We start from the raw sequence: 25,085 nt of genomic DNA on the forward strand, positions 1-25,085 counted from the left end.
TAACCTGTAACCCCGCACGAGTGTCGTGGGCCTCATTTCGGGAACTTGTGTCCAGCCAGGTCAGAGTGGTAGCGAAAGGCCCGACGTAATGAGAAAGTAACCTCTGCGGCGGGGTTGCGGCAAGCACCTTCCCCGGAGCGGGGCGCGCCACGCCTTTCCTGCGGCGCCTTTTCCGGACACTCTCGAACACGCGGAAGGGGCCCGCCCGGATCGACTCCGGACGGGCCCCTGGGCCGTGGGCGCGGCGCGATCGCTACGCGTCGCCCCCGGTCTCCGCCCGGTCCGGGGCGGCGGCCTCGACGCCCGTCCCCTCCGCAGGGGCGGGCGCGGCCGGGACGGCACCGGCCGCCGCGGCGCCAGCGTCGGCGGCGGCGCGGGCCGCCTCGTAGTCCTTGCCGTAGGCGCCCTTGGCCGGGCGGCGCCGGCGCTCGGGGGCCTCCACGCCGTCGGCGAGGCGGCGCGCGACCACGAGGAAGCCGGTGTGGCCGATCATCCGGTGGTCGGGGCGCACGGCCAGGCCCTCCACGTGCCAGGTGCGCAGCATGGTCTCCCAGGAGCGCGGCTCGTAGAAGCGGTCGTCGGCGCGGAGTTCCTCCACCACGCGTGACAGCTGGGTGGTCGTGGCCACGTAGCAGCACACCAGGCCGCCGGGGATGAGGGCTCCGGCCACCGCGTCCAGGCACTCCCAGGGGGCGAGCATGTCCAGGAAGACGCGGTCCACGTCGGTCTCGTCAAGCTCCTCGACCAGGTCACCCACCGTGAGCTTCCACGCCGGGTGCGGGCCGCCGTGGAAGTTCTCGACGTTGCGGCGGGCGATCTTCGCGAAGTCCTCGCGGCGCTCGTAGGAGTGGACCATGCCGTGCTCGCCGACCGCGCGCAGCAGCCAGTTGGACATCGCTCCGGAACCGGCCCCGGCCTCGACCACCCGGGCTCCCGGGAAGATGTCGGCCTCCACCAGGACCTGGGCGGCGTCCTTGGGGTAGACGATGGTCGCCCCGCGCTTCATGGACAGCGTGTAGTCGATGAGCAGGGGGCGCAGCGCCACGTACGCGGTCCCGGTGTTGGAGCGCACCACGCTGCCGTCGGGCTCACCGATGAGGTCGTCGTGCTCGACCTTGCCCTTGTGCGAGTGGAAGGTCCCGCCCTCGCGCAGTGTGATGGTGTGCATGCGACCCTTCGGGTCGGTCAACTGCACGGTGTCGCCGTCGGTGAAGGGGCCGCGGCGGCCATGGATACCGGTCAACGTCGCTCTCGTCTTCCCACGTCGCGTTTGGTCTGGGCAGTCGCCCAGCGTATCGGCCCCCGGGCACCGCGAAGAACGGGCCGCCCCGCCGGGAACGCGTGGACGGGTGTGCGGGAACCCCGGCGGTTGGGCAGTATCAGGCGTGTGGACCATCCACCGCGCACATCCGAACACGAGGACCTCGGGAGACACGACCCATGTCACAGCAGACCACGGGCCTGGGAATCGACATCGGCGGGAGCGGGATCAAGGGCGCCCCGGTCGATCTCGTCTCCGGTGAGTTCCTGCGGGACCGCCTGAAGATCCTCACCCCCGAGCACGCCGATCCGGCCGCCGTGGCCGAGATCGTGGGCGAGATCGCCGAGCACTTCCCCGAGACCGGGGATTCCCCCCTGGGCGTCACGTTCCCCGGCGTGGTACAGGGCGGGGTGGTGCGTACCGCCGCCAACCTGGACAAGAGCTGGGTGGGCACCGACGCTCGCGCCCTGTTCGCCGAGGCCGCGGGCCGACCGGTGCGGGTGCTCAACGACGCCGACGCGGCGGCCCTGGCGGAGAACCGCTACGGCGCGGCCCGGAACGTGGACGGCACCGTGCTGCTCACCACCCTGGGCACCGGGATCGGGAGCGCCCTGGTCGTGGACGGCCGACTGGTGCCCAACACCGAGTTCGGCCACCTGGAGATCGGCGGCCACGACGCGGAGTCACGCGCCTCCTCCGGCGCCAAGGAACGGGAGGGATTGTCATACCACGACTGGGCCAAGCACCGACTCCAGCGCTACTACAGGACCGTCGAGGACCTGGTGTGGCCGGACCTGATCGTGGTCGGCGGCGGAGTGAGCCGCAAGGCGCACAAGTTCCTCCACCACCTGGACATCCGGACGCCGATCGTGCCCGCGGAGCTGCGCAACACGGCCGGGATCGTCGGGGCGGCCCTGTCCGCCGCGGAGGTCTAGGGGTCCTCCGCGGCGGACCGTCGGGGTGAGGGCCCCGACCCCGGGGCAGGAGTCGGGACCCTCGGGGGTGAACACCACCGTCCCGCGTGGAGCTCCGGCCACTGGGCGCGACCGGCGGGACGGTACCGCTTCGGGTGCCGTACGGGTCTGGGGCCCGCGCAGAGGGAGACTGGGGCACGGGGGCGCCCCAGACACCGTCACGACACCCGGGACCGTGCTCCCGCACAGCCCGTCATGGTGGTCCGGACCCGGGAGGGGGCCCGGGTCCGGACACGTCAGCCGCCCTCGCTCGCGTGGCTCAGGGCGCCGACGATCCTCCTCGCCGCGTCGGAGGTACGGGCCACCGGGGAGAGCGGGACACCGCACGGGCCCGAGGGGACGTCGTCCTGGCAGGGCCAGCGCATCCACCACCAGAGGTCCCCCCGGTGCGGCCGCAGCAGGGCGCGCTGCGGGCGGGTGAGGGGCCCCGCGTCGACCAGGCCGTACACACCGTCCTCCCGCGCCTCGACACCCCGTGCGCGGAGCTCGGCGGCCATGCCCCGCAACGCCAGGGTGGCCAGGTCCACCCGGCACACGGCCTCGGTGGGGACGTGCGCGCCGAACACGCCCGCGGGCGGGGCACCACGGTCCCGGCGTCCGCTCCCGGCCAGGCTCGGGCTCCCCGCCGGCGGTGTCTCAACGGTCACACGGCCTCCCTGTCTTCCTCCGGGCCCGGCGCGACACGTCGCGCGCCGAACCAACGACCACACCCACTGTGCACCACCCTGAGCAGGCACGAACACCGGTATGCGGATCACGCATCACACTTTCTTTTTCACACATAGCCACCAAGCGCTCACGGAATCCCTAACCTTGGCCTCATGCCCCATCACGACGGTGAACTGCCCCACGACCTGTGGACCCGACCGCGCATGGCCGACGCTCTGGCCACCTGCGACATGCCGACGGTCATCGAGGGCGTGCGCGCGGCGCGCGGATGGTCCCAGGGAGAGCTGGCGCAGGCCCTGACCTACTCGCAGAGCTGGGTCTCGCGGGTCGTCAACGGGCAGCAGTCCCTCACCGTCAGCCAGGTGCACGACCTCGCCCGCCGCCTGGAGATCCCGCTCCATCTGCTGCGCTTCGGCGGTACCGGGGACGGCCCCGACACGGGAGCAACCGAGGCCCCCGGCGCTCCCGGATGCACGCGGGAACCGAACGAGGTCGGCACGCGTACGCCCGGCGCGGGAGCCCGCGAGGAGCCCGCGGCGAGCGGACGCAACCCCGTCCGCCGCCGTGACCCCGCCAGACCCGTCACCGGTGGGGCCCCCATCGTGGCGGGGCGCCCGTCCGGAGGACAGGAGGTCCACCACGGCATCAACGAGACCACCGCACCGGCCCTGCGCTCCATCACCGGAGGACAGCGCCGTATGGACGCCACCTCCCCCGCCCGTCACCTGCTGCCCAGCGCCGTGGCCCACGTGCACCTGGCCGAACAGATGCTCGGCAACGCGCGCGGGACCGTCTTCCACACCGAGCTCAGCGCCGCCGCCAGCGAGGCCTCCGGGTTCGCCGCCTGGCTCAGCGCCGACCTGGGCGACATGGGTTCGGCGCGCATGCACTACCGGACGGCCGTGGTGCGTGCCCGTCAGGCCGGGATGCGCCTGCTGGACGTGTACATGCTCGGATCGCTGGCCTCCTTCGAGATCGACGTGGCCGAGGACCCAGAGCTCGGCCTCGGCCTGGTCCAGGAGGCCGAGCACGTGCTGGGTCCGTCCGCGCACCCCACCGCACGCGCCTGGCTGGCCTGCATCGGGGCGCTCGCCCACGCCGGTCTGGGCGACCGCGTCTCCGCCGCCCGCGCCATCCGGCGCGCCGAGCGTGAGGCGGACAGCCCGGACAACGCGCAGCCGCCCTGGCCCTGGGTGTTCTCCTTCGACCGGGCCAAGGTCGCCGGGTACCGCGCCCTGGTGGGGGTCCGGCTGCGCAGCCCGCACGACGCCCGCGCCGCCTTCGCCGAGGCCGTGGCCCCCGCGCCCCGCAACGTCAAGCAGTCGGCGCTGCTCAAGGTGGAACTGGCCTCCGCACACGCCGAGGCCGGGGACGTGGACGAGGCCTTCCGCCTCGCCCAGGAGGCGCTGACCACCGGAGTGCGCTTCGACTCCGAGCGCGTGGTGGGCCGGGTCCGCTCCTTCCGCCGGCGCTACCGGGGGCCCAGGGCGCACTGCGTCGAGGACCTCGACGGCAGGCTCTCCTCACTGGTTACCGGTATCCCCATCAGTGGGTAGAAAGTCGGCGAAGCGAGCAGCAGGGAGGTTATGTGATTCGTATCGGGATCACCGGACACCGCAACCTGACCCCTGACGTGAGCGGCGCCGTCGCCGATCTGGTCAAGGCTCATCTGGAACCGTACGGATGCGAGATGGTGGGCCTGTCCTGTCTCGCCGACGGCGCCGACGTCGTCTTCGCCGAGGCGGTGGTGGCCACCGGCGCCCCGTTGGAGGCCATCATCCCCGCGACCGGGTACCGGGAGGCACTCCCGAACGAGCACCACCCGGTGTACGACCGCCTCCTGGGGCAGGCCGTCCTGGTCCACGCGTTACCGCACGACGAGTCCGACCCGAGCGCTCACATGGCCGCGGGGCGCCTGCTCGTGGAACGGTGCGACCAGTTGGTGGCGGTCTGGGACGGCGAGCCGGCCCGTGGCCCCGGAGGAACGGCCGACGTGGTCGCCTACGCCCACCAGGTGCACCGCCCCGTCACGGTGCTGTGGCCCGAGGGTGCCAGCCGCTGAGCCCCCGTACCGGGCCCGGCTCCACGGTGTCCGGGCCCGCCTCGCGCCCCCGTCGTCATCCCCGCCGGGGGGAGCGCCCGGAGATCACGGCGTTGACGTCCGAGGCCCGCAGCAGACCCAGTAGCGCGCCGTCGGCCTCCCGGACCAGGTACTCGGGCAGGGGGTGGCGGGTGAGCTCGGTCAGCAGCTCCTCGCCCTCCAGGTCGGCGGAGACGGTCGAGTGCTCGGTGAGCGCGCGCGCCACGTCCGAGACCGGCACCCAGGCGCGGCGGGCGTCGGTGATCGCCTCCGCCGCCGCCGGGTGCACCACGGAGACCACCGTCCCCCCAGCGTCGGTGACCACGACCTCGTCCGCCCCCTCCTCGTCGGCGCGCCGGTCGGCACCGGCCAGCGGCAGGTCGGCGGGGACGGACACGACCGGCCGCGCCAACTCGCGGGCCCGGAGTCCCGGTACCCGGGCCCGGACCCGGGCGTTGTTGAGGGCCTCGGTCGCGCCCATCCACATAAACCCGGCCAGGAGCACGCCCCACACGATCGCCCACGGTCCGGGGGCGCTGCCCGCGCTCCACGCGAACAGGAACGGCAGCGCCACCACGAGCAGGGCCAGGACGCGGCCGCCCCAGGCGGCGACCACGCTCGCGGTGTGCGGGCGACCGGTCAGCTTCCAGACCCCGGCGCGCAACAGGCGGCCGCCGTCCAGCGGCAACCCGGGCAGGAGGTTGAACACGCCCACGAGCAGGTTCGCGATCCAGAGCTGGAACAGCAGCTCACCGGGCACGCTGAACGGGTCGGCCAGATGGGCGAGCGCGAACGCGCCCGCCGCCAGCAGGAGTGACAGCAGGGGCCCGGAGAAGGCGATCCAGAACTCGCGTCCCGGGGTGGGGGCCTCCCGGTCGATCTCGGAGACGCCGCCCAGCACGTACAGGACGATGCGGCGCACCGGCAGCCCGTAGCCGCGGGCCACCAGCGAGTGCGCGAGCTCGTGGACGAGCACCGAGGCGTAGAGCAGGACCGCGAAGACGAACGCCAGCAGGTAGGAGGCGGGGCCCAGGGCCAGGCGCGACTGGACGATCCCCCCGTACACCAGTGTGATCAGGACGGCGACGATCCACCACGACGCGGTGACGTAGACGGGGACCCCGAAGGGGCGGCCCAACAGTAATCCGGGCCTCTTCCGCTCACGGTCGTCGGGACGGGGCCGGGACTGGTCGCTACCTCTGCTCACTCCTCCACACTAGGGCGTGTTCCCCGGGCGCCCCCGCCAGGTGCGGTCGGGGTCGGCGCGTGCCCCCGGTCCGTGGGAGGCCCCGGACGGGTCCGCGCCTCTCATAGGCTCGCAACATGACCACCGCGCCCCTGCCGTCCGCCCTCTCGCCCTCCCGGGCCTCGGACTTCCTCCAGTGCCCGCTGCTGTTCCGGTTCCGCGCCATCGACCGCCTTCCCGAGGCTCCCAGCGCCGCCGCCCTGCGCGGCACCCTGGTCCACGCGTGTCTGGAACGGCTCTACGAGCTGCCCGCGCGGACCCGTACCCCGAGCACCGCGGTCGACCTGGTCGACCCCGAGTGGGCGCGGATCAGGGACGGCAGGCCCGAGGTCGCCGAACACCTCTTTCCCGGCGGGGAGGGGCTGGACACGTGGCTGGAGTCGGCCCGGACCCTGGTCCGGCGGTACTTCGACCTGGAGGACCCCGAGCGCCTGGAACCGCGCGAGCGGGAGATGCGGCTGGAGGTCGCGCTCCCCACCGGCCTGCGGCTGCGCGGCTACGTGGACCGGCTGGACGTGGCCGCCAACGGACGCATCCGCGTGGTCGACTACAAGACCGGCAAGTCACCGCACCCCCGTTTCGAGGACAAGGCCAAGTTCCAGATCTTCTTCTACGCGGTGATGATCTGGCGGGACCTGGGCGTGGTGCCCGCCCGTCTCCAGCTCGTCTACCTGGGAGACGGTTCGGTCCGTTGGTACGACCCCACCGAAGAGGAACTCGCGGCGGCCGAGGCCGAGATCGGCGGGATCTGGGCGCGGATCGAGGAGGCGGGGCGCGCCGGGACGTGGGAGCCGCGGCGCAGCAAGCTGTGCGGCTGGTGCGAGCACCAGGCCCTGTGCCCGGAGTTCGGCGGGACACCGCCCCCGCTGCCGAGTCCCTGGATTCCCGCCTCTGGCGACCCCGAACACGGGTAGTCCGGCGGAGTACCGCGACCGTTCGGGGGTAGGGCGGCGCCCCGTCGACCCCGAACACGGGTAGTCCGGCGGGTTCGGGGCCCGAGAACTCCCGTTGTAGGGGAGAATCGGGCCGTGTCCGACTCCGTACCCGTCTCCGTCCTCCTCGTCGACGACCAGCCCCTCGTCCGCGCCGGCTTCCGCATGATCCTGGAGTCCTCACCCCACCTGTCCGTGGTCGGCGAGGCGGCGGACGGCCGCGAGGCCGTCCGGGCCGCGCGCGGTCTGCTCCCCGACGTCGTGCTCATGGACGTGCGCATGCCCGGCATGGACGGGATCGAGGCCACCCGGCGCATCGTCGAGTGGGCCCGCCCCCTGGGCCACCGGGTGCACGTCCTCGCCCTGACCACCTTCGACCTGGACGCGAACGTCATCGGAGTGCTGCGCGCGGGCGCCTCCGGGTTCCTCCTCAAGGACGTTCCGCCCACCGAGCTCGTGTCGGCGGTCGAGGTGGTCGCCCGGGGCGCCTCGGTGGTCTCCCCCACCGTCCTGCACCGCCTGCTGGACCGCTTCGCCCCCCTCCTGCCGACGCCGGACGCGGCACCCGAACCGGACGAGGACCCCCTCACCGTCCGCGAGCGCCAGGTGCTGCGGCTCATCGCCCGGGGCTGGTCCAACGCCGAGGTCGCCGCGCACCTGGTGGTGGGCGAGACCACCGTCAAGTCCCACGTCGGCAGCATCCTCACCAAGCTCGGCCTGCGCGACCGCGTGCAGGCCGTCGTGCACGCGTACGAGAGCGGACTGGTCCGCCCCGGACAGCACACGGAACAGGACGGGGCCCGCGACTCTCGGGCCCCGGGTCCTCCGTCCTGACCACCGTCGTTCGAGCCCCGCGCGCGCCCGAGACCCGGCGCGTCGCCCACCATGACGAACCACGCCCCTTGACAGGATGATCCGGTGACCGAACTCACCGCCGCCGCCGCGGCCGGAGGGCGAACCGCGCGCACGGACGCGGCGTCCCCCTTGGGGTTGCCGAGGCGGTACGCCGATCATCAGGGGTGCGGGCGACGGGGAGGAAACGGAGTACAGCCATGCCAAGCAAGCGGGATCGCTCGGGTCCGCCGAGCGAGGAGTTCATGCTCAGCCGGATGCGCGACTGGCGCGCGGAGCACGAACGCGAGCTGACCCCGGACAACCTGGAGGACGACGAGGACGTCCACCTCCCGGACGCCCGGGTGATCAACCTCGTCCTGCGCGTGGGCGAGTTGATGCTGGCCAGCGGTGAGGGCACCGAGGCCGTCAGCGAGGCCATGCTGAGCCTTTCGGTCGCCTTCGACCTGCCCCGCTCGGAGGTGTCGGTCACCTTCACCACCATCTCCCTGTCCACCCATCCGGGCGGTGACAGCCCTCCCGTCACCGGGGAGCGGGTGGTGCGCCGCCGTACCCTCGACTACTTCCGCGTCAACGAGCTGCACACCCTGGTGCAGCAGGCGGCGCTGGGGCTGCTGGAGCTGGAGGACGCCAACGCGCGTCTGGAGCAGATCCGCAGGGCCCGTATGCCCTACCCGAACTGGATGATCGCGGTGGGCTTCGGCCTGATCGCCTCCAGCGCCAGCCTCATGGTGGGCGGCGGTCTGACACCCCGTGACCTGATCGTGGCGGCCGTCGCGTTCCTGGCCACGGTGCTGGGCGACCGCACCTCGGTGTTCCTGGCCAACCGGGGGGTCGCGGAGTTCTACCAGATGGCGGCGGCGGCCGTGGTGGCCTCCTCCATCGGTGTGGGCCTGCTGTGGGCCAGTACCGAGCTGAACCTCGGACTCCAGGCCGGGGCGATCATCACCGGCAACATCATGGCGCTGCTGCCCGGCCGCCCGCTGGTGTCCAGCCTCCAGGACGGCATCAGCGGCAGCTACGTCTCGGCGGCCGCGCGCCTGCTGGAGACCTTCTTCATCCTGGGCGCGATCGTGGCGGGTGTGGTCTCCGTGGCCTACACCGCCACCCGGCTGGGCATCGACCTGGACCTGGAGAACCTTCCCTCGGCCGGGACCGCCATGCACGTCCCGGTGCTGATCGGCGCGGCCGGGATCGCCATGGCGTTCGCGATCTCCCTCGCGGTCCCCCCGCGCATGCTGCCCACGATCGGCGCCCTGGGCGTGATGATCTGGCTGATCTACGCCGGGCTGCGCCTGTGGCTGGAGGTGCCCCCGGTGGTGGGCACGATCATGGGCGCGATGGCGGTGGGGGTGGTCGGGCACTGGTTGGCCCGGCGCACCCAGCGGCCGGTGCTGCCGTATCTGATCCCGTCGATCGCGCCGCTGCTTCCGGGCAGCATCCTCTACCGGGGTCTGATCGAGATCACCCAGGGCACGGCGGTGTCGGGGCTGCTCAGTATCGCCGAGGCGGTCATGGTGGCGCTGGCCCTGGGCGCGGGGGTCAACCTCGGCGGCGAGTTGGTGCGGGCGTTCCAGCGGGGCGGCTTGGCCGGCGCGGGCATGAGAGGCCGCCCGGCGGCGCGCCGGACCAGAGGCGGCTACTGAGTCCGCGCTCCGTCGGCACGGTCCCGGTTCCGGGGCCGTGCCGGGTGGGTCTGGCCGCATCCGGTCACGGTGAGGGCGGGGAGGAACCGGACGCGCACGGGGCGTGTCCCACTTGTGGAAGGCCAACAGGACACGCCGGGGAACATTGTCGGCCCAAACCGGCAACATCATGTGATGTCAGCCACTAACGTTGGCCTCAGCTCAACGAGGAGCACACCGACGAAAGGCTCTGACATGTGCAGCCATTCACCCTCCTGCCCTTCCTTCGAGGACACCGACCGCGAAGCCGCCCGTGTGGTCTCCAGCCACCCCGAGCAGGGCTGGAGCCTGCTCTGCAACGGTGTCGTGCTGTTCGACGACACCGGTGAGCTCCTCCCCGACGGCGCTGTCGTGGCCCCGCACCGCCCCCGGGTCGCGGCCTGAACCGAGCGCCGCGAGCGCCCTCGGGAGAGCCCTTCGCGGCCCCGGCACCGCCCCACGGAAGCCCGGGCCCGCTCAGCCCCCGTCCGGCCACTGCTCCGGCAGGACGTCCTCACCCACCGCCTCACTGAGCCGCCGCCTGAAGTCGGCGTGCAGGGAGCCACCCCACACCAGCTCGCTCGGCGTGCGCAGCGCGGTCTCCATGGCCGCGCGCAGGACCGCCGGGCGGGACTCGCCCTCGACCACCGGCACCGCCAGCAGGGCGTGTACCTGTGTGAGGACCGCGAACAGCTCCCCGGCCAGGGCAGGAGCGCTGGAGGTGGCCACCGCCTCCTCCAGGTACCCCTCCCACCACGGTTGGGGGTGCTCCTCCCCGTCCCCGGACGGCTCGTGGGCGAAGGGTCTGCGCAGACGGGCGCGTACCGCCTCCGCGGTCTCCCGGTCGCGGTCGTCCAGACCGGCCCGCCAGACCCGCGCCGCGGCGTCCGGCTCCCCCCGCAGGGACAGCAGTCCCGCGAGCAGCTCCACCGCCGCGCCCGAGGTGCGGGGCTCCGTCCGCCCGCGCTCCTCCTCTGACGGGGACGCGGGGTCGACCACCGTGCCCGCGTCCGCGATGGCGCGTTCCAGGTGAGTGGCGGCGCGCAGCAGGCGCAGCCCGGGATCGTCGCCGACGCTCAGACCGCGCTCGACCGCGAGGGCGGCGGCGTCCGGACGTCCCCGTGCGAGGAGCCGCCCGGCGAGGTCGCGGGCGGCCTCCGCGACCGTGGCCGCGTGCAGGCGGCTGATCGCCTCGTCGCCGGGCGGGAGCTCCAGGGCCGCCTCCCAGTGCCGCTCCGCCTCCTCGTCCCCGCCGCGCAGTTCCGCCTCGCGTGCCAGCCCGTAGTGGGCCACGGCGACGCGGGCCGGGCCGCCCAGGTCCAGGAGGCGGTGCCAGGTGCGGACCGCCTCGCCGTGGTCGCCCTCCTGTTCCAGGGAGAGGGCGAGGTGGTGGGCGGCGCGCGGGGCGTACCGGGTGTCGCCGGTGGCCAGGGCGCGTCGTGCCGCCTCCCGGGACGCGGCCGTGTCCCCGCGTTGGTCCTGGACCACGGCCAGGCCGAGCAGCGCCCGAGCCTGCGCGCGGGGCGGCGGGTTGGCGGCGACCGCCCGTTGGTAGAGCGTGGCGGCTCTCTTGAGGTGTCCGTTCTCCGCGAGGTCCCGGGCCTGGTCGCACAGGTCCGGGACGGACTCCGACGAGGACGCGGCGGCGTCCTGGTCGTCCTCCGGGTCGGTGGCCCTGGGAGCGGGTCGCGGTGGGTCGGCGGGGCCAGAGCGCGCGGGGGTTCCGGACGTCGTGGTCATTCGTTCCGCTTTCCGTGGGGGTGTGGGGCCCGAGCGACGGGGAGCGCGGACCGCGAGGCGTGACCGCGACCGGTCTGGGCGGGGTCGGCGGCTGTGCAAACTCTAACGCGCCGCTCCTCCACCGTCGCGGTGCGCGCGGGCACGCCCGGGAGCGCGCCGCGCACGCGCAAGGGGGGCGCCCCCTCGCACACGGGCGGGCGCCCCCTCGTACTCAGGCCCCGGAACGCGCACGTCCCGAGTCCGCTCGCCTACAGCTCGAAGGCCTCCGGCGGCGGGCAGGAGCAGACCAGGTTGCGGTCGCCGTAGGCCTGGTCGATCCGGCCGACCGGCGGCCAGTACTTGTCCTGGCGCAGCGACGCGAGCGGGTACGCGGCCTCGGCGCGCGTGTAGGCCCGGTCCCACTCGTCGGCGGTGACCGCCTCGGCGGTGTGCGGGGCGCGCCGCAGCGGGTTGTCCTCGGCGTCCCACTCACCCTTGGCCACGCGGTCGATCTCGCCCCGGATGGAGATCATCGCCCGCACGAACCGCTCCAGTTCGGCGAGGTTCTCGCTCTCGGTGGGCTCCACCATGAGCGTGCCGTTGACCGGGAAGGACATCGTGGGCGCGTGGAAGCCGTAGTCCATCAGGCGCTTGGCGATGTCCTCGTTGCTGATGCCCGTGGCCTTCTGGAGCGGGCGGATGTCGATGATGCACTCGTGCGCGACCAGCCCGTTCTCACCGGTGTAGAGCACCGGGTAGTGGGGTTCCAGGCGCTTGGCCACGTAGTTGGCCGAGAGCACGGCCGTCTCGGTGGCCGCGCGCAGGCCGTCGCCGCCCATCATGCGCACGTACGCCCAGGAGATGGGCAGGATGCCCGCGGAGCCGAACGGGGCGGCCGAGACCGGACCCACCCCGGTGTGCGGGCCCGCGCCGGGCTGCCCTGGGTGGTTGGGAAGGAAGCCGGCCAGGTGCGAGCGGACCGCGACCGGGCCCACGCCCGGGCCGCCGCCGCCGTGCGGGATGCAGAAGGTCTTGTGCAGGTTCAGGTGGCTGACGTCGGCGCCGAACTCGCCCGGCTTGGCCCAACCGACCAGGGCGTTGAGGTTGGCGCCGTCCACGTAGACCTGGCCGCCCGCCTCGTGGACCAGCCGGCAGACCTCGGTGATGGTGTCCTCGTACACGCCCGCGGTGGAGGGGTAGGTGACCATGATGGCCGCCAGCTCCCCGCCGTGCTTGGCGATCTTCGCCCGCAGGTCGTCGAGGTCGACGTTGCCGTCCTCGGCGCAGGCCACCACGGACACCCGCATACCCGCCATGACCGCGCTGGCGGCGTTGGTGCCGTGCGCGGAGCTGGGGATGAGGCAGACGTCCCGGTGCTCGTCACCGCGCGAGCGGTGGTAGCCCCGGATCGCGAGCAGTCCGGCGAGCTCGCCCTGCGAACCGGCGTTGGGCTGGAGGGACACGGCGTCGTAACCGGTGACCTCGGCCAGCCATCCCTCGAGGTCGCGGATGAGCGAGACGCTCCCCGCGGCCTGGTCGAGCGGGGCGAAGGGGTGCAGGCCCGCGAACTCCGGCCAGGTGATGGACTCCATCTCGGCCGTGGCGTTGAGTTTCATGGTGCACGAGCCCAGCGGGATCATCGTGCGGTCCAGCGCCAGGTCGCGGTCGGACAGGCGGCGCATGTAGCGCAGCAGGGAGGTCTCGCTGCGGTGGGTGTTGAACACCTGGTGGGTGAGGTAGTCGACGCCGCGCGCGAGGTCGGCGGGCAGCAGGTCGGCGTCCTCGTCCACGGCAACCGGGGCCCGACCGGCTCCGCGGTCGGCCTCGCCGAAGGCGGCCAGTACCGTCTCCAGGTCGGCGACGGTGGTGGTCTCGTCCACGCTCAGGCCGACCGTGGTCTGGTCGACGCCCAGCAGGTTGACTCCGGCCTCCAGGGCGCGTTCGACCACGCGGTCGGCGCTGGGCACGCGCACGCGCAGGGTGTCGAAGTAGGAGCCGTGGACGACCTCGAAGCCGCGCCGGGTGAGGGCCCGGGCCAGGGCGGCCGTGCGGGTGTGCACCTGGCGGGCGATCGCGCGCAGCCCGTCGGGACCGTGGTAGACCGCGTACATCCCGGCCATGATGGCCAGCAGGACCTGCGCGGTGCAGATGTTGCTGGTGGCCTTCTCACGGCGGATGTGCTGTTCGCGGGTCTGGAGGGCCAGGCGGTAGGCGGGCTTGCCCGCGTCGTCGACCGAGACGCCGACCAGGCGGCCGGGCAGCTGGCGTCGGAGCTTCTCCCCCACCGACATGTAGCCGGCGTGCGGTCCGCCGAATCCGAGCGGCACGCCGAAGCGCTGGGTGGAGCCGACCGCGATGTCGGCGCCGAGGTCGCCGGGGCTACGCAGGAGGGTCAGCGCGAGGATGTCGGCGGCGACCACGGCCAGGGCCCCGCGCTCGTGTGCCTGGGCGATGACGGCGCTCGGGTCACGCACGACCCCGCTGGAGGCCGGGTACTGGACCAGGACGCCGTAGGCGTCGCCCTCGGGCAGGCCCCGGGTGAGGTCGGCGACGACGACCTCGATGCCCAGGGGTTCGGCCCGGGTGCGCAGGACCTGGAGGGTCTGCGGGAAGACGTCGGCGTCGACGACGAAAACGTCGCTCTTGACCTTGCTGGCCCGGCGCGCGAGGGTCATGGCCTCCGCGGCGGCGGTGGCCTCGTCCAGCAGGGAGGCTCCGGTGATGGGCAGACCGGTGAGGTCGGAGACCATGGTCTGGAAGTTGATGAGGGCCTCCAGACGGCCCTGGGAGATCTCGGGCTGGTAGGGCGTGTACGCCGTGTACCAGGCGGGGTTCTCCATGATGTTGCGCAGGATGACCGGGGGCGTGAGCGTGCCGTAGTAGCCGCGGCCGATCATCGGCGTGGTGGGCCGGTTGCGCGAGGCCAGCTCGCGGAGCTCGGCGAGGGCCTCGGCCTCGCCGACCGCCTCGGGCAGGTCGAGCGCGGCGCTGCGGCCCGGGGCGCTGAGGATGGACGCGGGCACGGCCGCGGTCATGAGCTCGGCGGTGGAGCCGTAGCCGACCGTCTTGAGCATCTCGTCGGTCTCGGCGGGGGCGGGTCCGATGTGGCGGTCGGCGAACACCCGGGCGGGGGCTCCCGGGGTGGGGGCGTTCGACGGGTCAGGCACGGAGACCTCCTGGTGACAGGGCCGATCGGGTCGGCGGTGTTCCTCACGGTCTCCCCCTCTGTCACCGGGCACGACCGCGCCCAGGCTTCAGAGCGGCCTCCTCCGCGCGGTCCATGGTGCCTGAGAGGTTACTGGGGAGTATTGCCCCGTCGGCGCCCCGTTGCCGAGGTCTCTCCCGTGCGGTATCAGCGGCCTACTGACGCTCTGTATGTGTGTACAAGCAGGACGAATGTCGGTTTTCATCCCCGTTGTGACTACGACCGTACTCGATCGGGCACCGCGGCACCGCGCCAGGGCACGCCTTGCCCCGGATTCGGCGAGCCGATGACGGCGCGACCGCCAGGTTCACCCGGTGCGCCGCTCCCGGCGCCGCAGGGCCAGTTCGTCCACGGCCTGGGGCGCGGCGACGGGCAGGTCGGCCCGCTCCTCGGCCGGAACCACCCCGAGCGCCTCCTCAAGTTCGCGGGAGACGTTGGCCAGGGCCAGCCCGAACATGCCCTGCCCCCGCTGCATGAGGTCGACGACCTCGTCGGGAGAGGTGCACTCGTAGACGCTGACGCCGTCGCTCATCAGGGTGATGCGGGACAGTTCCGCGGCGGGGCGACCGCGCAGGTGGTCGACGGCGGTACGGATCTGCTGGAGGGAGATCCCGGTGTCCAGGAGCCGCTTGGCCACCTTGAGCATCAGGATGTCGGGCAGACTGTACAACGGGGCGTTATGGGCACCGGTGCGCACGCTGGGCACCACCAGGCCGGTCCTGGCCCAGTAGTCCAGCTGTCGATAGGTGATCCCGGCGGCCGTACACGCCGCTGGGCCCCGATACCCGACGTCCGTAGGCAGCGCCATCACGTCCTCTTCGCACAGTAGGCCCTGCTGCCCCGCTAGCCGCAGCGCGGACCGCCTGTCATGGTGATCCCGCTTGCCGCTCGCTACCGCCACGCCGACCTCCGGCTTCTCGTCCCACGGCGGCATCGACAGGGGAGTCCACTCAGAGAACGGGCGCGCCGTGGGTTTCACAGCACTGACGGTAGGACGACCGCAGGGCAGCGTCAACGAAGGCGCGCGGCGCGTCGCCAAGTGCGCACGCCAACGGGGCCGCGGCGCCGGACCCCGTCAGGCCGAAACCCGTCGGTCGGTTTTCGGCTGCGCCCTCCACGACCATTCCGTTCACCCAATCTATCACCACTACGACCGAAGAACTTGCAGGTCACGGCCGCGACAAAGAGATCGGGGCCCGCGAGGGCGAGCCCCGACCGCCTCAGGTACCACGTTGGCCGAAATCCTCCGGCGAAATGTTGTCCAGAAACTCCCGGAACGCCTCGACCTGATCCTCCTGCTCGTCAGGGATCGGCATCCCGGCCTCCTCGATCACGTCCTCGTGGGCGTAGATCGGCGTGCCGGTGCGCAGGGCGAGGGCGATGGAGTCCGAGGGGCGGGCGCTGACCTCCACGCCGTTGCTGAAGACCAGCTCGGCGTAGAAGACGCCGTCGCTCAGACCGGTGATGTTCACCGTCTCCAGGCCCGTGTCCAGGGCGTCCAGGACGTCACGGAACAGGTCGTGGGTGAGCGGGCGCGCGGGCGAGACGCCCTGCTGGGCCAGCGCTATCGCGGAGGCCTCCACACCGCCGATCCAGATCGGCAGGTAGCGGTCCCCCTCGGATTCCTTGAGCAGGACAATCGGTTGGTTCGAGGGCATCTCAACCCGGACGCCGACGACCTCCATGTGCTTCACAGCGGCTCCGTCCCACGAGTCGTCATGCCGGATGGGCGCTCGTCCCTGCTCCCCCGTCGGATCAGGACCCGAGGGAGAAATCGGCACCCTTCGTTACAAAGCTCTCCGGAGGCGGGGGGCCGCAAACCTCATCGGCACACCCGCCCCCGTCGACCGTGGTCAGCGCGGCGTCATCGGCGCGGCTTGGTCAGCAGGACCATCCGGAACTTGCCGATCTGGATCTCGTCCCCGCCGCCCAGCTCGGCCTCGTCCACCGGTTCGCGGTTGACGTAGGTGCCGTTGAGGCTGCCGACGTCACGAACCCCGAAACCGTTGCCACGGCGGAAGAACTCCACATGGCGCCGGGACACGGTGACGTCGTCGAGGAAGATGTCGCTGTTGGGGTGGCGGCCAGCGGTGGTCACGTCGCTGTCCAGCAGGAAGCGGCTCCCCGCGTTGGGGCCCCGCCGGACCACCAGCAAGGCGGTTCCGGGAGGGAGTGCGTCGGTGCTGGCGGGGTCGTCACCGCCGAGTTCGACGCCCTGTTCCTCCTCCTCCAGCGCCTGTATACCGGAGATGGAGATGGTCGACGTGACGTCTCCCGCGGAGTCGCCGCCGGCGTTGGGCCGTTGGCTCTGCTGTTCGGCCCTGCGGACCGGAGTTCCACAGTGGGAGCAGAAACGGGCATCATCCGCAACGGCGTGACCGCACTGCGTGCAGTAAACGCTCGACATAGGTCGGCTCGGCCTCCTACCGCACGGGGCGGTGCTTGATTCGGCTGGTCGGTGGCGCGTCCCGGTCGACGGGCGGGCCAGGGGCCCGCACACCGTCCGGGACACGGTGGGTCGTTCCACTGCCAGGGCAGTGGACCGCTCCACACGGTCGGTCGCTAGGTCTCATCCCCCAAGTAGGACTCCTTGTCACCCCCGTTGGATGTCCGCCGTCGCCGGGATTCCCGTGGCGGGTGGTGACACGGTGCCTCAGGGAACACTCGACTTTAAACCATATCCCTGTCCAGACAGGGTTTCGCTCCCCCTCGGCCCGCCGCGAACGCCCTGCGGGCGCCCGCCGGACGAGTCGGCCCCCTCGACGCCCGGGGCGCCGCCGCGACCGGTTCTGGTCCTCGTAGGAGACCTCCACCTGTTCTGGAACTGATGCGCGACCCGGGTGTTTGGTTCTCGGTGACACCGGGTGGATTTCCGCGAACTTCCGCCCCCTGCCCGGACCTGCTCCTTCGTCCGCTTCGTCCCCGGATACGGCGTGACGGGCACGCACCCCGCGCGAGGCACCCGACACGGCGCGTGGGCGCGGACGACCGAACCGCCCGCGCCCACGCGCGCCCCACCGGTCGGCGCCTAGCCGTCGGCCCGTTCCACCACGGCGGCCCACGCGTCGAGCAGACGCTGCACGGTGTCCGAATCAGGACCTTCCGCCCAAAGATGTGTGACGGCCTCCGCCGTGTCCGGCAGGACCAGCGCCCAGCTGCCGTCGGGCTCGATCACCCGCACCCCGTCCGTGGTGTCCAGCTCACGCTCGCCCGCGGCCTCCACGACCGCGCGCATCACGCTCCCCTTGACCGCCCACGGGGTGGGCACCGAACGGCGCAGCAGGTGCGCCTGGGGGATCGCACGGTCGATCTGGCCGAGCGACCGGCGGGTCCGCGCGACCAGCCCGAGCAGACGCACGAACGCCGCGATCGCGTCGCTGGTCGGACTGAACTCGGGGACGACGAAGCCGCCCCGGCCGTCGGCCGCGAAGACGATCTCCGCCCCATCGGCAAGCACCGCCTTGGTCAGCTCGTCCGTGGCGGTCGCGGTCCACAGCACCTCGGCGCCGTGCGAACGTGCCACCTTCTCCGCGACCCGGGTCGTGGTGACCGGCAGCGCCACCCGGCCGCCGCCGCGTTCGGCGGCCACCAGGTCCAGCACCACCAGGAGCGCGCGGTCGCCGTCGACCAGCTCACCGTTCTCGTCCACGATGGAGAGCCGCTCGGCCACCGGGTCGAAGCGCACTCCGAAGTCGGCCCCCGAGTTGGCGACCAGTTCGCCCAACCGCTCCAGGTCGCGCATCTTCTTCGCGACGGTGTCGGTGGGCGAGGCCTCGTCCAGCCGGTTGTTGACCGTGAGCACGTCCACACCGATCCGGCCCAGCAGAGAGGGCAGGATCAGCGAACCGGTGCCGCCCGCGCAGTCGACCACCACCTTGAGCTCCGCCTCGGCCACACCGGAGGTGTCCACGGACCTCAGGAGCTCGTGGGTGTAGTGCTCCACGTTGCGGGAGGGGAAGGACAGCTCCCCGATCTCCCCGGGGAAGGCCCGCCGGTACTCGGCCCGGGAGAAGACCCGGTCGAGCTTGCGCTGTGCCCCGGGCGACAGGTCGGCTCCCTGGCCGTCCAGGAAGATGATGTCCACGGACTCCGGGTCGCCGGGGCTGGTGCGCACGGTGATGCCACCGCTGACACCACTCTGCGACGTGTGGAAACGCGCCACCGGCAGCGGGACCACCTCCAGGTCGCGCACCTCGATGGCGGCGGCCGTGAGCGCGCTGATGACCGCCCGTTTCAGGGTGCGCGCCGCGCGCGAGACGTCACGGGAGGTCGTGACGATCGCGCCCTTCTTGAGTGTGGTGGCGTAGGCGTTGGCCAGGCGCACGGCGAGCTCGGGGGTGATCTCCACGTTGATCAGCCCGGAGACCCCCCGGGGACCGAAGAGGGACCGCTGCCCGCGCGACTCCCAGATCACGTTGGTGCTGACCACCGCCCCGGCCTCGATGGTCTTGAACGGGTAGACCTTGACGTCGTTGCTCACGTACGCCTCGGACTCGATGACGCAGTCCTCGCCGACGATCGCGCCCTCCTCGATCCGGGCGGCCGCCATCACGTCGGTGTTCTTGCCGATCACGGTGCCGCGCAGGTTGGCGCCCCGGCCGACGAAGACGTTGTCGTGCAGCACGGTGCGGTGGCAGAAGGCCTCCGCCCGCACGACCGTGTTGCTGCCGACCACGGTGTACTCGCGCAGCTCCGCCCCGGCCTCGACCTTGGCGTAGTCACCGACGTAGAGCGGGCCCTTGAGCACGGCGCCGGGATCGACCTCGGCACCCTCGCCGACCCACACACCGGGAGAGACCTCGAACCCGTCGATCTCGACGTCGACCCGGCCGGAGAGCACGTCGGCCTGGGCGCTGAGGTAGCTCTCGTGGGTGCCCACGTCCTCCCAGTAGCCGTCGGCGACATAGCCGTAGAGCGGCTCCCCCTCCTCCAGGAGTTCGGGGAAGACGTCGCCGGACCAGTCGACCACCTCCCCGGCGGCGACCCGGTCGAGTACCTCCGGTTCCATGATGTAGATGCCGGTGTTGACGGTGTCGGAGAAGACCTGACCCCAGGTGGGCTTCTCCAGGAAGCGCTGGATGCGCCCCTGGTCGTCCACGATGATGATGCCGAACTCCAGCGGGTTGGGCACCCGCTTCAGGGCGATGGTGACCTTGGCCCCGCGCTCCTTGTGGAACCGGACCATGTCCGTCAGGTCGATGTCGGTGAGCGCGTCGCCGGAGATGACGATGAACGGCTCGCCGCGCAGGTGCTCCTCGGCGTTCTTGACACTGCCCGCAGTGCCCAGCGGCACCTCCTCCGCGACGTAGTGGAGCCGCATGCCGAGCTCCTCGCCGTCGCCGAAGTAGTTGCGGATGAGGGTGGCCAGGAACTGGACGGTGACCACGGTCTCGGTGAAACCGTGTTTGTGCAGCAGGCGCAGCACGTGTTCCATGATGGGGCGGTTGACCACCGGCAGGAGCGGTTTGGGCTGGTTGGCGGTCATCGGGCGCAGGCGCGTGCCCTCGCCCCCCGCCATCACCACGGCCTTCATGGGGGGCGGCGCGGGCTGGTCCGCGTGCGGGGGCCGGGTCGTGGGGTCGGGCGCGGTCATCGCGGGCACCCCCGCGCTGCCGTGCCGTCACAGGACGCGGCGAAGGACTGGTGTTCGGAACGCGCACGGTCGCGCGCGGTGGGACATGTTCTCATTGCGGAGACGACACTCCCTTTCGATCCGACAGGACTCTGGTGAGCCGGTCCGCCGGTTCGCTCGGTGGATCAGGGCGCGGTCCCGCCCTGGTCCGACGGGCCCGGTCCGTCCGAGCCCTCGGGTTCCGCGCCGGAGGCGCCGTCAGCGGTCGCCGGAGCGGACGGGTCGGGTCCGTCCACGCCGTGGCCGCGTGCGGGGTCGCTGTCCCGGGAATCCGTGTGATCAGCGCGTTCGTCGCGGCGGGTCTGGTCGATCAGACGCAGACCCTGGACGGCGTAGAGCAGTCCGGCCCACCAGTAGAGAGCCGTTCCCCACAGCGCGAAGGCCCAACCTATAATCCGGGCCACATCTCCGACGACCGACGCGTACCCGGCGATGAAGAGCAGCGGGAACGAGTACAGCAGGCACAGGGTGGCGGCCTTGCCCGCGAAGTTCACCGGCAGCGGACCGTAGCCGAAGTGGCGCAGCAGCGGCAGCGCGCCGAGGATGAGGACGTCGCGCAGCACCAGGATGCCCATCAGCCACCAGGGGATGATGCCGCGCAGGACCAGGCCGAGCAGGGCCGCGAAGATGTACAGGCGGTCGGCGAGCGGGTCGAGGATCTGCCCCAGCTTGGTGGCCTGGTTCCAGGCGCGGGCGATCTTGCCGTCCAGCCAGTCGCTGAGTCCGGCCAGGGCGAGCACGAGCAGCGCCCACCAGTCCGCCTGCGGTACCAGGATGAGCCAGAGGAACAGCGGCACGCCCAACAACCGGAGCATGCTCAACAGGTTGGGAACCGTCCAGATGCGGTCACTGACCACCGGGCTGGCCACGCTGCCCCCCGCCTCGTGTCTGCCTACTTCCGCGGATCGCCCCATACCGCCCACGATAACGGGCGGGGACGCCGGTCCCCGCCATCGCGCGCCAGGCCGGGACCGGGTCCCGGACGGACGTCCGCACGCCAATCGTACCGCGTACGGAGTTCGCCCGGGCCCGGGCCGTGACCTGCGTGGACGAGGCCCCGTCGGAGGCTCAGCCCCGACCCAGGACGCGGTCGGCCTCGCGGCGCCCCGAGAGCAGGGCGCCGTGCACGGTGGCGGTGTGCTCGGTCTCGGTGGCCTCCCCCGCGAAGAAGAGCCGGTCGCCGACCGGGTCGCCCAGCGCCACCCGGTCGCCGTCCCCGGCTCCGACCGCGGTGAACGAGAACCCTCCCCGCGCGAAGGGGTCGTCCATCCAGTGCGTGAGGTGGTGCTCCACCGGGTCCGGGGCCTTCTTGAACATGCCGCGTAGCGAGGCCATGGCGTGTTCGACGACCTCCCCGTCCTCCATGCCCGCGAGGAAGCGCGCGGCGTTGCCGCCGTTGCGGCTCACCAGGATGGGCTGGCCGAGGACGTTCTGCCCCGCGTACCAGTGGAACCAGGTGCCCTCCTCCGTACCGAGGTGGACCAGTACCTCGGCGTCGCCCCAGAAGACGTCGTCGAAGCGGAGGAAAAGCTTCTCCAGTCGGCCGTTGCCCAGCCTCGACAGGGCGGCGCGCTTGTCCTCGGGCAGTTCGGGGGTGAAGCCGACCTGACCCGACTGGAGGACCCCGAGGGGCAGCGTGACCAGGACGCGGTCGGCGGTCAGCGTCTCCTCGCCGTCGGGGGTGTCCACCCGCACCGAGGCACCCTCGTCGTCGTGGGCGACCTCCAGGACCACGTGTTCCAGACGCACGTCCAGACCCCGGGCGAGGTGGTCGGTGAGCTGGCTCATGCCCTCGGGGAAGACCACGTCGTCGCCGCTGAACTCGTGCCGTGAGGCGACCGCCGTGAAGGCGACCTCCTCGGCGTCCGCCCCGTGATCGGTCTCCGCGATGCGGTGGACGATCTCGGCGGCGTCCCTGGCCCGGGAGCGCACCAGGTTGGCGTCGTAGAGGGCGTGGTTGATGCCCTCCTCCATCGACTCCTCCGGGCTGGCGCCGACCGTCGCCCAGTACATGTGTTCGTGGAGGAGGTTGACGTCCTCCAGGTTGCGGCGGTGCCGGTCGAACAGCAGCCTGCGCCCCTTGGGGTCGTAGGCGGTCTCGGTGGCGCGGTTGAACACGGCGGTGCGAGCGCCCGCCTCCTCGACCAGCCGGGAGAGCGGGTTGTTCTCCTCACCGCGCATCCAGGAGGCCCCCACGTCCAGGGTCGTCCCCTCCCAGTCGCGCACCGAGTGGATGCGTCCGCCGGTGCGGTCGCGGGCCTCGACCACGGTGACCCGCTCACCGTTCTCGGCGAGGCGGTCGGCGGCGGCCAGACCGGCCATTCCGGCGCCCACGACGATGGTGTGGCCGCGTCCGGGCGCCGCCTCGCGTCCGCGCGGCTCGGGTTGGGCACGGGCGGCCTCCCCCTGCCCGTCCTCCGTGCCGGAGATGTCCTCCTCGGTGATCTCCGCGCCCACGTCCTCGCTCATCGCGCTCCCCCTCCGTGTCGGCGGCCGACTAGTGCGACCCTAAGCGCCCGATCTGTCCCGACCAGGGAGGACACACCAGAGGAAGCGGCTGACGCTCTCCCTCGCGGGGACCTCCTGGCCGAGGCCCTGGACGACGGGGTGCGCTCACCGGCGTCCCATCCGCCCCACGCGTCCGGTGATCAGCGAGGGTCAGGACCCGGCCGTGCTGGTCCGGGAGATCGCCGACCGGCCGCGCGCACGCCCCGGCGGGGAGTCGGAGCGGGGCCCCGGGTCAGGGCTCGACGTGGGCGGCGAGGTGGGCCAGTGACGAGGTCAGACCCGTCTCGTGGTCCTCGGGCCGGATGCCCCGGGGCACGTCCGTGGCCTCGACCGTCACCCGGGTGCCCTCGGGGACGGCCTCCATCCGCCAGTTCATGGTCATGGTGCCGTGGAAGGCGGGGTCGTCCGAGGCGAAGTCGACGGACTGGACGACGCGGTCGTCGGGCACGAGTTCCTCGAAGCGAACGTTGGTGACGTCGGTGGACTCGGTGGTCTTGCCGCTCGCGGTGTCGGCGTCGAGGTAGGTGAGCACCATGCTGAACCCGCCGCCGATCCGGGCGTCGAAGTTCTCGATCCGGCCTGCCATGTCCTCCGGCGGCAACCAGGCCTGGAGGGCCGTGCCGTCGGTCAGCGCCGCGTACACCTCGGACGGCGGCGCGGCCACCACCCGTGTCGCCCGGTCGATCCGTCCGTTCTCCCGCTGCTCCGTGCCCACGGGGCCCCTCTCCGACCGTCGTCCGGGCGGTCCGGACGCGCGCCACGACCCTAACCCGGGGCACCGACGAAGTACGGATGGCGGGGCGGCGGTCAGCACTCTTCCCACCCACCGCCGCCCCCACAGTCACGGGCCCGTCCCGTCCCGACCGGCCCGAACGAACGAGCGGTCCCGTCCTGACCGCTCCGGGTACCCGGGTGGCAGGGCCCGGGTCCGCGTCCTCACCGGGGGCCGTGGTTCCACCACCGCCGCCTCAGCGTCCGTCCGCCAAGAAACCTAGTGCGCAAGGCTTTCAGATTTCTTCCGTTCGCCCCGGAGAACGCGGGCCCCTCAGACCAGCCGGTCCTCGCGGGCCACGACCCGTCCCGCGCGGACGACGGCGTGGCGTCGGGGCGTGTCCACCACGACCTGGGCCAGGCACTCGCCGTCCACCAGGAGGAAGTCGGCGGGCGCCCCGATCGTGAAGTCGGCCCGCTCCAGGCCGACCAGGGACGCGCCGTCGTGCGCGGCGGTCAGGAAGGCGTCCTCCAGCTGCTCGTCGAGCCGAGCGCGCAGGGCCCGGGCCAGAAGGTGGGCGCGGTGCAGCATGTCGGCGTCGCCGAACGGGCTCCAGGAGTCGCGGACCCCGTCCGAGCCCACACCGACGCGCACCCCGTGTTCGCGCAGGCGCGCGACCGGCAGCACCCGGGCCGGGTCGGGAGCGACCGTGGTGAGCGCGATCCCGGCCTCCCCGAGGGCGGCGGCCACGGACGCGAAGTCCTCGGCCGCCGGGGTGACGCCGAAGGCGTGGCTGACGGTGACGTTTCCGCCCATGTCCAGCGCACGGGTGCGCTCGATGATCGCCCGCATGGTGCGCGATCCCACGGCGCCGCTGTCGTGCAGGTGGAGGTCGACTCCCACCCGGTACCGGTCGGCGAGGCCGAACACGAGGTCGAGCTGGCCGTCGAGGTCGGCGTCGAAGCCCTCGGGGTCGATGCCGCCGACCAGGTCGGCCGCGCCGGTGCGCAGCGCCTCCTCCAGCAGGGAGTCCGTGCCGGGGGCGCGCCGGACCCCGTGCTGGGGGAAGGCGACGATCCGCACGTCCAGGGCGTGCGCCAGGCGCCGGGCCGCCTCTCGGACGCCGTGCAGCCCGTCCAGGCCGTAGGCGGGGGCGATGTCGGCGTGGGCCCGCATCGCACGGGTGCCCCGGGTGACGGCGTGGCCCATGAGGCGTTCGGCCCGGTCGGCCACGGGGCTGGGGCAGCTGCGGAAGAACTCGGCGTCCTGCTCACCCAGCTCGCCGATCCCCCGCGCGGGACGCCGGGACTGCCAGGGTTCGCCCCAGGAGGTCTTGTCCGGGTGGATGTGCGCGTCGACCAGGGTGGGCAGGGCGATCCGGCCGCCGCAGTCGACGACGTCGGCCCGACCGTCGGGCACCCGGTCGGCCACCCGTCCGTCGATGACCACCAGGTCGACGGGGTCGCCTCCCATCGGGCGGACGTCGCGGAAGATCGTGGGGCTCGTCTGCTCGGTCATGACAACCTTCCTCTTAGTGGTATACCGAAAAATAGGGGATGGCGGCCCCCACGCCAACCGCCGAGGCCGGGGCGGCTCCGCCGACGCCGCGCGCGGCCCGGGAACGCCCGGAG

Annotated in this window: 20 protein-coding genes and 1 riboswitch; of the genes, 7 read left to right on the top strand and 13 right to left on the bottom strand. The window is 72.4% G+C overall.

Features of this window, described 5'->3' with window-relative positions:
• Positions 1 to 253 precede the first annotated feature (253 nt).
• Positions 254 to 1,243: a tRNA (adenine-N1)-methyltransferase gene (locus ABZ635_RS12725; protein WP_357763316.1), complete on the bottom strand. Its 990-nt coding sequence runs from the start codon at positions 1,241 to 1,243 to the stop codon at positions 254 to 256.
• Positions 1,244 to 1,440: 197 nt separating this feature from the next.
• Here ABZ635_RS12725 and ppgK point away from each other — a divergent pair, with 197 nt between their 5' ends.
• Positions 1,441 to 2,196 carry a polyphosphate--glucose phosphotransferase gene (ppgK, locus tag ABZ635_RS12730; RefSeq protein WP_357763319.1) on the top strand — a complete coding sequence of 252 codons (756 nt, stop codon included), beginning with the start codon at positions 1,441 to 1,443 and terminating at the stop codon, positions 2,194 to 2,196.
• Positions 2,197 to 2,471: 275 nt separating this feature from the next.
• Here ppgK and ABZ635_RS12735 read toward each other — a convergent pair whose 3' ends face one another.
• Positions 2,472 to 2,732: a hypothetical protein gene (locus ABZ635_RS12735; protein ID WP_357763448.1), complete on the bottom strand. Its 261-nt coding sequence runs from the start codon at positions 2,730 to 2,732 to the stop codon at positions 2,472 to 2,474.
• 375 nt (positions 2,733 to 3,107) lie between these two features.
• On the opposite strand from ABZ635_RS12735, the gene ABZ635_RS12740 reads away from it, so the two are divergent.
• A complete protein-coding gene (locus ABZ635_RS12740) occupies positions 3,108 to 4,460 on the top strand; it encodes a helix-turn-helix transcriptional regulator (RefSeq protein ID WP_357763451.1) in 1,353 nt (450 codons plus the stop codon).
• A 32-nt stretch (positions 4,461 to 4,492) separates the two neighbouring features.
• Entirely contained in the window at positions 4,493 to 4,966 is a 474-nt protein-coding gene (locus ABZ635_RS12745; RefSeq protein ID WP_357763322.1) for a hypothetical protein, read from the top strand.
• A gap of 55 nt (positions 4,967 to 5,021) precedes the next feature.
• On the opposite strand, the gene ABZ635_RS12750 is transcribed toward ABZ635_RS12745, so the two are convergent.
• Positions 5,022 to 6,191, bottom strand: a complete 1,170-nt coding sequence (locus ABZ635_RS12750) for a site-2 protease family protein (RefSeq protein WP_357763325.1) — start codon at positions 6,189 to 6,191, stop codon at positions 5,022 to 5,024.
• A gap of 116 nt (positions 6,192 to 6,307) precedes the next feature.
• On the opposite strand from ABZ635_RS12750, the gene ABZ635_RS12755 reads away from it, so the two are divergent.
• From ABZ635_RS12755 to ABZ635_RS12770, 4 genes are all read left to right on the top strand, one after another.
• Positions 6,308 to 7,144: a PD-(D/E)XK nuclease family protein gene (locus tag ABZ635_RS12755; RefSeq protein ID WP_357763328.1), complete on the top strand. Its 837-nt coding sequence runs from the start codon at positions 6,308 to 6,310 to the stop codon at positions 7,142 to 7,144.
• 114 nt (positions 7,145 to 7,258) lie between these two features.
• Positions 7,259 to 7,996, top strand: a complete 738-nt coding sequence (locus ABZ635_RS12760) for a response regulator transcription factor (RefSeq protein ID WP_357763331.1) — start codon at positions 7,259 to 7,261, stop codon at positions 7,994 to 7,996.
• Positions 7,997 to 8,214: 218 nt separating this feature from the next.
• Positions 8,215 to 9,660 carry a threonine/serine exporter family protein gene (locus tag ABZ635_RS12765; protein WP_357763333.1) on the top strand — a complete coding sequence of 482 codons (1,446 nt, stop codon included), beginning with the start codon at positions 8,215 to 8,217 and terminating at the stop codon, positions 9,658 to 9,660.
• A 234-nt stretch (positions 9,661 to 9,894) separates the two neighbouring features.
• Positions 9,895 to 10,083, top strand: coding sequence for a DUF5999 family protein (locus ABZ635_RS12770; protein ID WP_357763336.1), 189 nt, complete (start codon positions 9,895 to 9,897; stop codon positions 10,081 to 10,083).
• Positions 10,084 to 10,155: 72 nt separating this feature from the next.
• Here ABZ635_RS12770 and ABZ635_RS12775 read toward each other — a convergent pair whose 3' ends face one another.
• From ABZ635_RS12775 to ABZ635_RS12820, 10 genes are all read right to left on the bottom strand, one after another.
• Positions 10,156 to 11,418, bottom strand: a complete 1,263-nt coding sequence (locus tag ABZ635_RS12775; RefSeq protein WP_357763339.1) for a tetratricopeptide repeat protein — start codon at positions 11,416 to 11,418, stop codon at positions 10,156 to 10,158.
• Positions 11,419 to 11,666: 248 nt separating this feature from the next.
• Positions 11,667 to 14,564 carry an aminomethyl-transferring glycine dehydrogenase gene (gene gcvP / locus ABZ635_RS12780; RefSeq protein WP_357763342.1) on the bottom strand — a complete coding sequence of 966 codons (2,898 nt, stop codon included), beginning with the start codon at positions 14,562 to 14,564 and terminating at the stop codon, positions 11,667 to 11,669.
• 97 nt (positions 14,565 to 14,661) lie between these two features.
• Positions 14,662 to 14,752, bottom strand: a riboswitch (glycine riboswitch).
• Positions 14,753 to 14,909: 157 nt separating this feature from the next.
• Positions 14,910 to 15,410, bottom strand: coding sequence for a MerR family transcriptional regulator (locus tag ABZ635_RS12785; RefSeq protein WP_357763345.1), 501 nt, complete (start codon positions 15,408 to 15,410; stop codon positions 14,910 to 14,912).
• Positions 15,411 to 15,822: 412 nt separating this feature from the next.
• Complete coding sequence (locus ABZ635_RS12790) at positions 15,823 to 16,296, bottom strand: bifunctional nuclease family protein (protein ID WP_357763348.1); 474 nt, start codon at positions 16,294 to 16,296, stop codon at positions 15,823 to 15,825.
• Between the two features lie 170 nt (positions 16,297 to 16,466).
• Positions 16,467 to 17,009, bottom strand: coding sequence for an FHA domain-containing protein (locus ABZ635_RS12795; protein WP_357763351.1), 543 nt, complete (start codon positions 17,007 to 17,009; stop codon positions 16,467 to 16,469).
• Positions 17,010 to 17,630: 621 nt separating this feature from the next.
• Positions 17,631 to 20,135, bottom strand: coding sequence for a mannose-1-phosphate guanyltransferase (locus tag ABZ635_RS12800; protein WP_357763454.1), 2,505 nt, complete (start codon positions 20,133 to 20,135; stop codon positions 17,631 to 17,633).
• A 224-nt stretch (positions 20,136 to 20,359) separates the two neighbouring features.
• Positions 20,360 to 21,103 (bottom strand): CDP-alcohol phosphatidyltransferase family protein, encoded by a 744-nt coding sequence (locus ABZ635_RS12805; RefSeq protein ID WP_357763456.1) that lies wholly within the window; start codon positions 21,101 to 21,103, stop codon positions 20,360 to 20,362.
• 199 nt (positions 21,104 to 21,302) lie between these two features.
• Positions 21,303 to 22,703, bottom strand: a complete 1,401-nt coding sequence (locus ABZ635_RS12810) for an NAD(P)/FAD-dependent oxidoreductase (protein ID WP_357763354.1) — start codon at positions 22,701 to 22,703, stop codon at positions 21,303 to 21,305.
• A 271-nt stretch (positions 22,704 to 22,974) separates the two neighbouring features.
• Positions 22,975 to 23,457: an SRPBCC domain-containing protein gene (locus ABZ635_RS12815; RefSeq protein WP_357763356.1), complete on the bottom strand. Its 483-nt coding sequence runs from the start codon at positions 23,455 to 23,457 to the stop codon at positions 22,975 to 22,977.
• A 330-nt stretch (positions 23,458 to 23,787) separates the two neighbouring features.
• A complete protein-coding gene (locus ABZ635_RS12820; protein ID WP_357763359.1) occupies positions 23,788 to 24,972 on the bottom strand; it encodes an amidohydrolase in 1,185 nt (394 codons plus the stop codon).
• Between the last annotated feature and the right edge of the window lie 113 nt (positions 24,973 to 25,085).

This window comes from Nocardiopsis sp. NPDC007018, assembly GCF_040635075.1.
Classification (GTDB): Bacteria; Actinomycetota; Actinomycetes; order Streptosporangiales; family Streptosporangiaceae; genus Nocardiopsis.

Coding starts and splice junctions, on each gene's coding strand:
- ppgK (WP_357763319.1), top strand. CDS start 1,441: ATGTCACAGCAGACCACGGGCCTGGGAATCGACATCGGCGGGAGCGGG.
- ABZ635_RS12735 (WP_357763448.1), bottom strand. CDS start 2,732: ATGGCCGCCGAGCTCCGCGCACGGGGTGTCGAGGCGCGGGAGGACGGT.
- ABZ635_RS12740 (WP_357763451.1), top strand. CDS start 3,108: ATGGCCGACGCTCTGGCCACCTGCGACATGCCGACGGTCATCGAGGGC.
- ABZ635_RS12755 (WP_357763328.1), top strand. CDS start 6,308: ATGACCACCGCGCCCCTGCCGTCCGCCCTCTCGCCCTCCCGGGCCTCG.
- ABZ635_RS12765 (WP_357763333.1), top strand. CDS start 8,215: ATGCCAAGCAAGCGGGATCGCTCGGGTCCGCCGAGCGAGGAGTTCATG.
- ABZ635_RS12770 (WP_357763336.1), top strand. CDS start 9,895: ATGTGCAGCCATTCACCCTCCTGCCCTTCCTTCGAGGACACCGACCGC.
- ABZ635_RS12775 (WP_357763339.1), bottom strand. CDS start 11,418: ATGACCACGACGTCCGGAACCCCCGCGCGCTCTGGCCCCGCCGACCCA.
- ABZ635_RS12785 (WP_357763345.1), bottom strand. CDS start 15,410: ATGGCGCTGCCTACGGACGTCGGGTATCGGGGCCCAGCGGCGTGTACG.
- ABZ635_RS12795 (WP_357763351.1), bottom strand. CDS start 17,009: ATGTCGAGCGTTTACTGCACGCAGTGCGGTCACGCCGTTGCGGATGAT.
- ABZ635_RS12800 (WP_357763454.1), bottom strand. CDS start 20,135: ATGAAGGCCGTGGTGATGGCGGGGGGCGAGGGCACGCGCCTGCGCCCG.
- ABZ635_RS12810 (WP_357763354.1), bottom strand. CDS start 22,703: ATGAGCGAGGACGTGGGCGCGGAGATCACCGAGGAGGACATCTCCGGC.
- ABZ635_RS12820 (WP_357763359.1), bottom strand. CDS start 24,972: ATGACCGAGCAGACGAGCCCCACGATCTTCCGCGACGTCCGCCCGATG.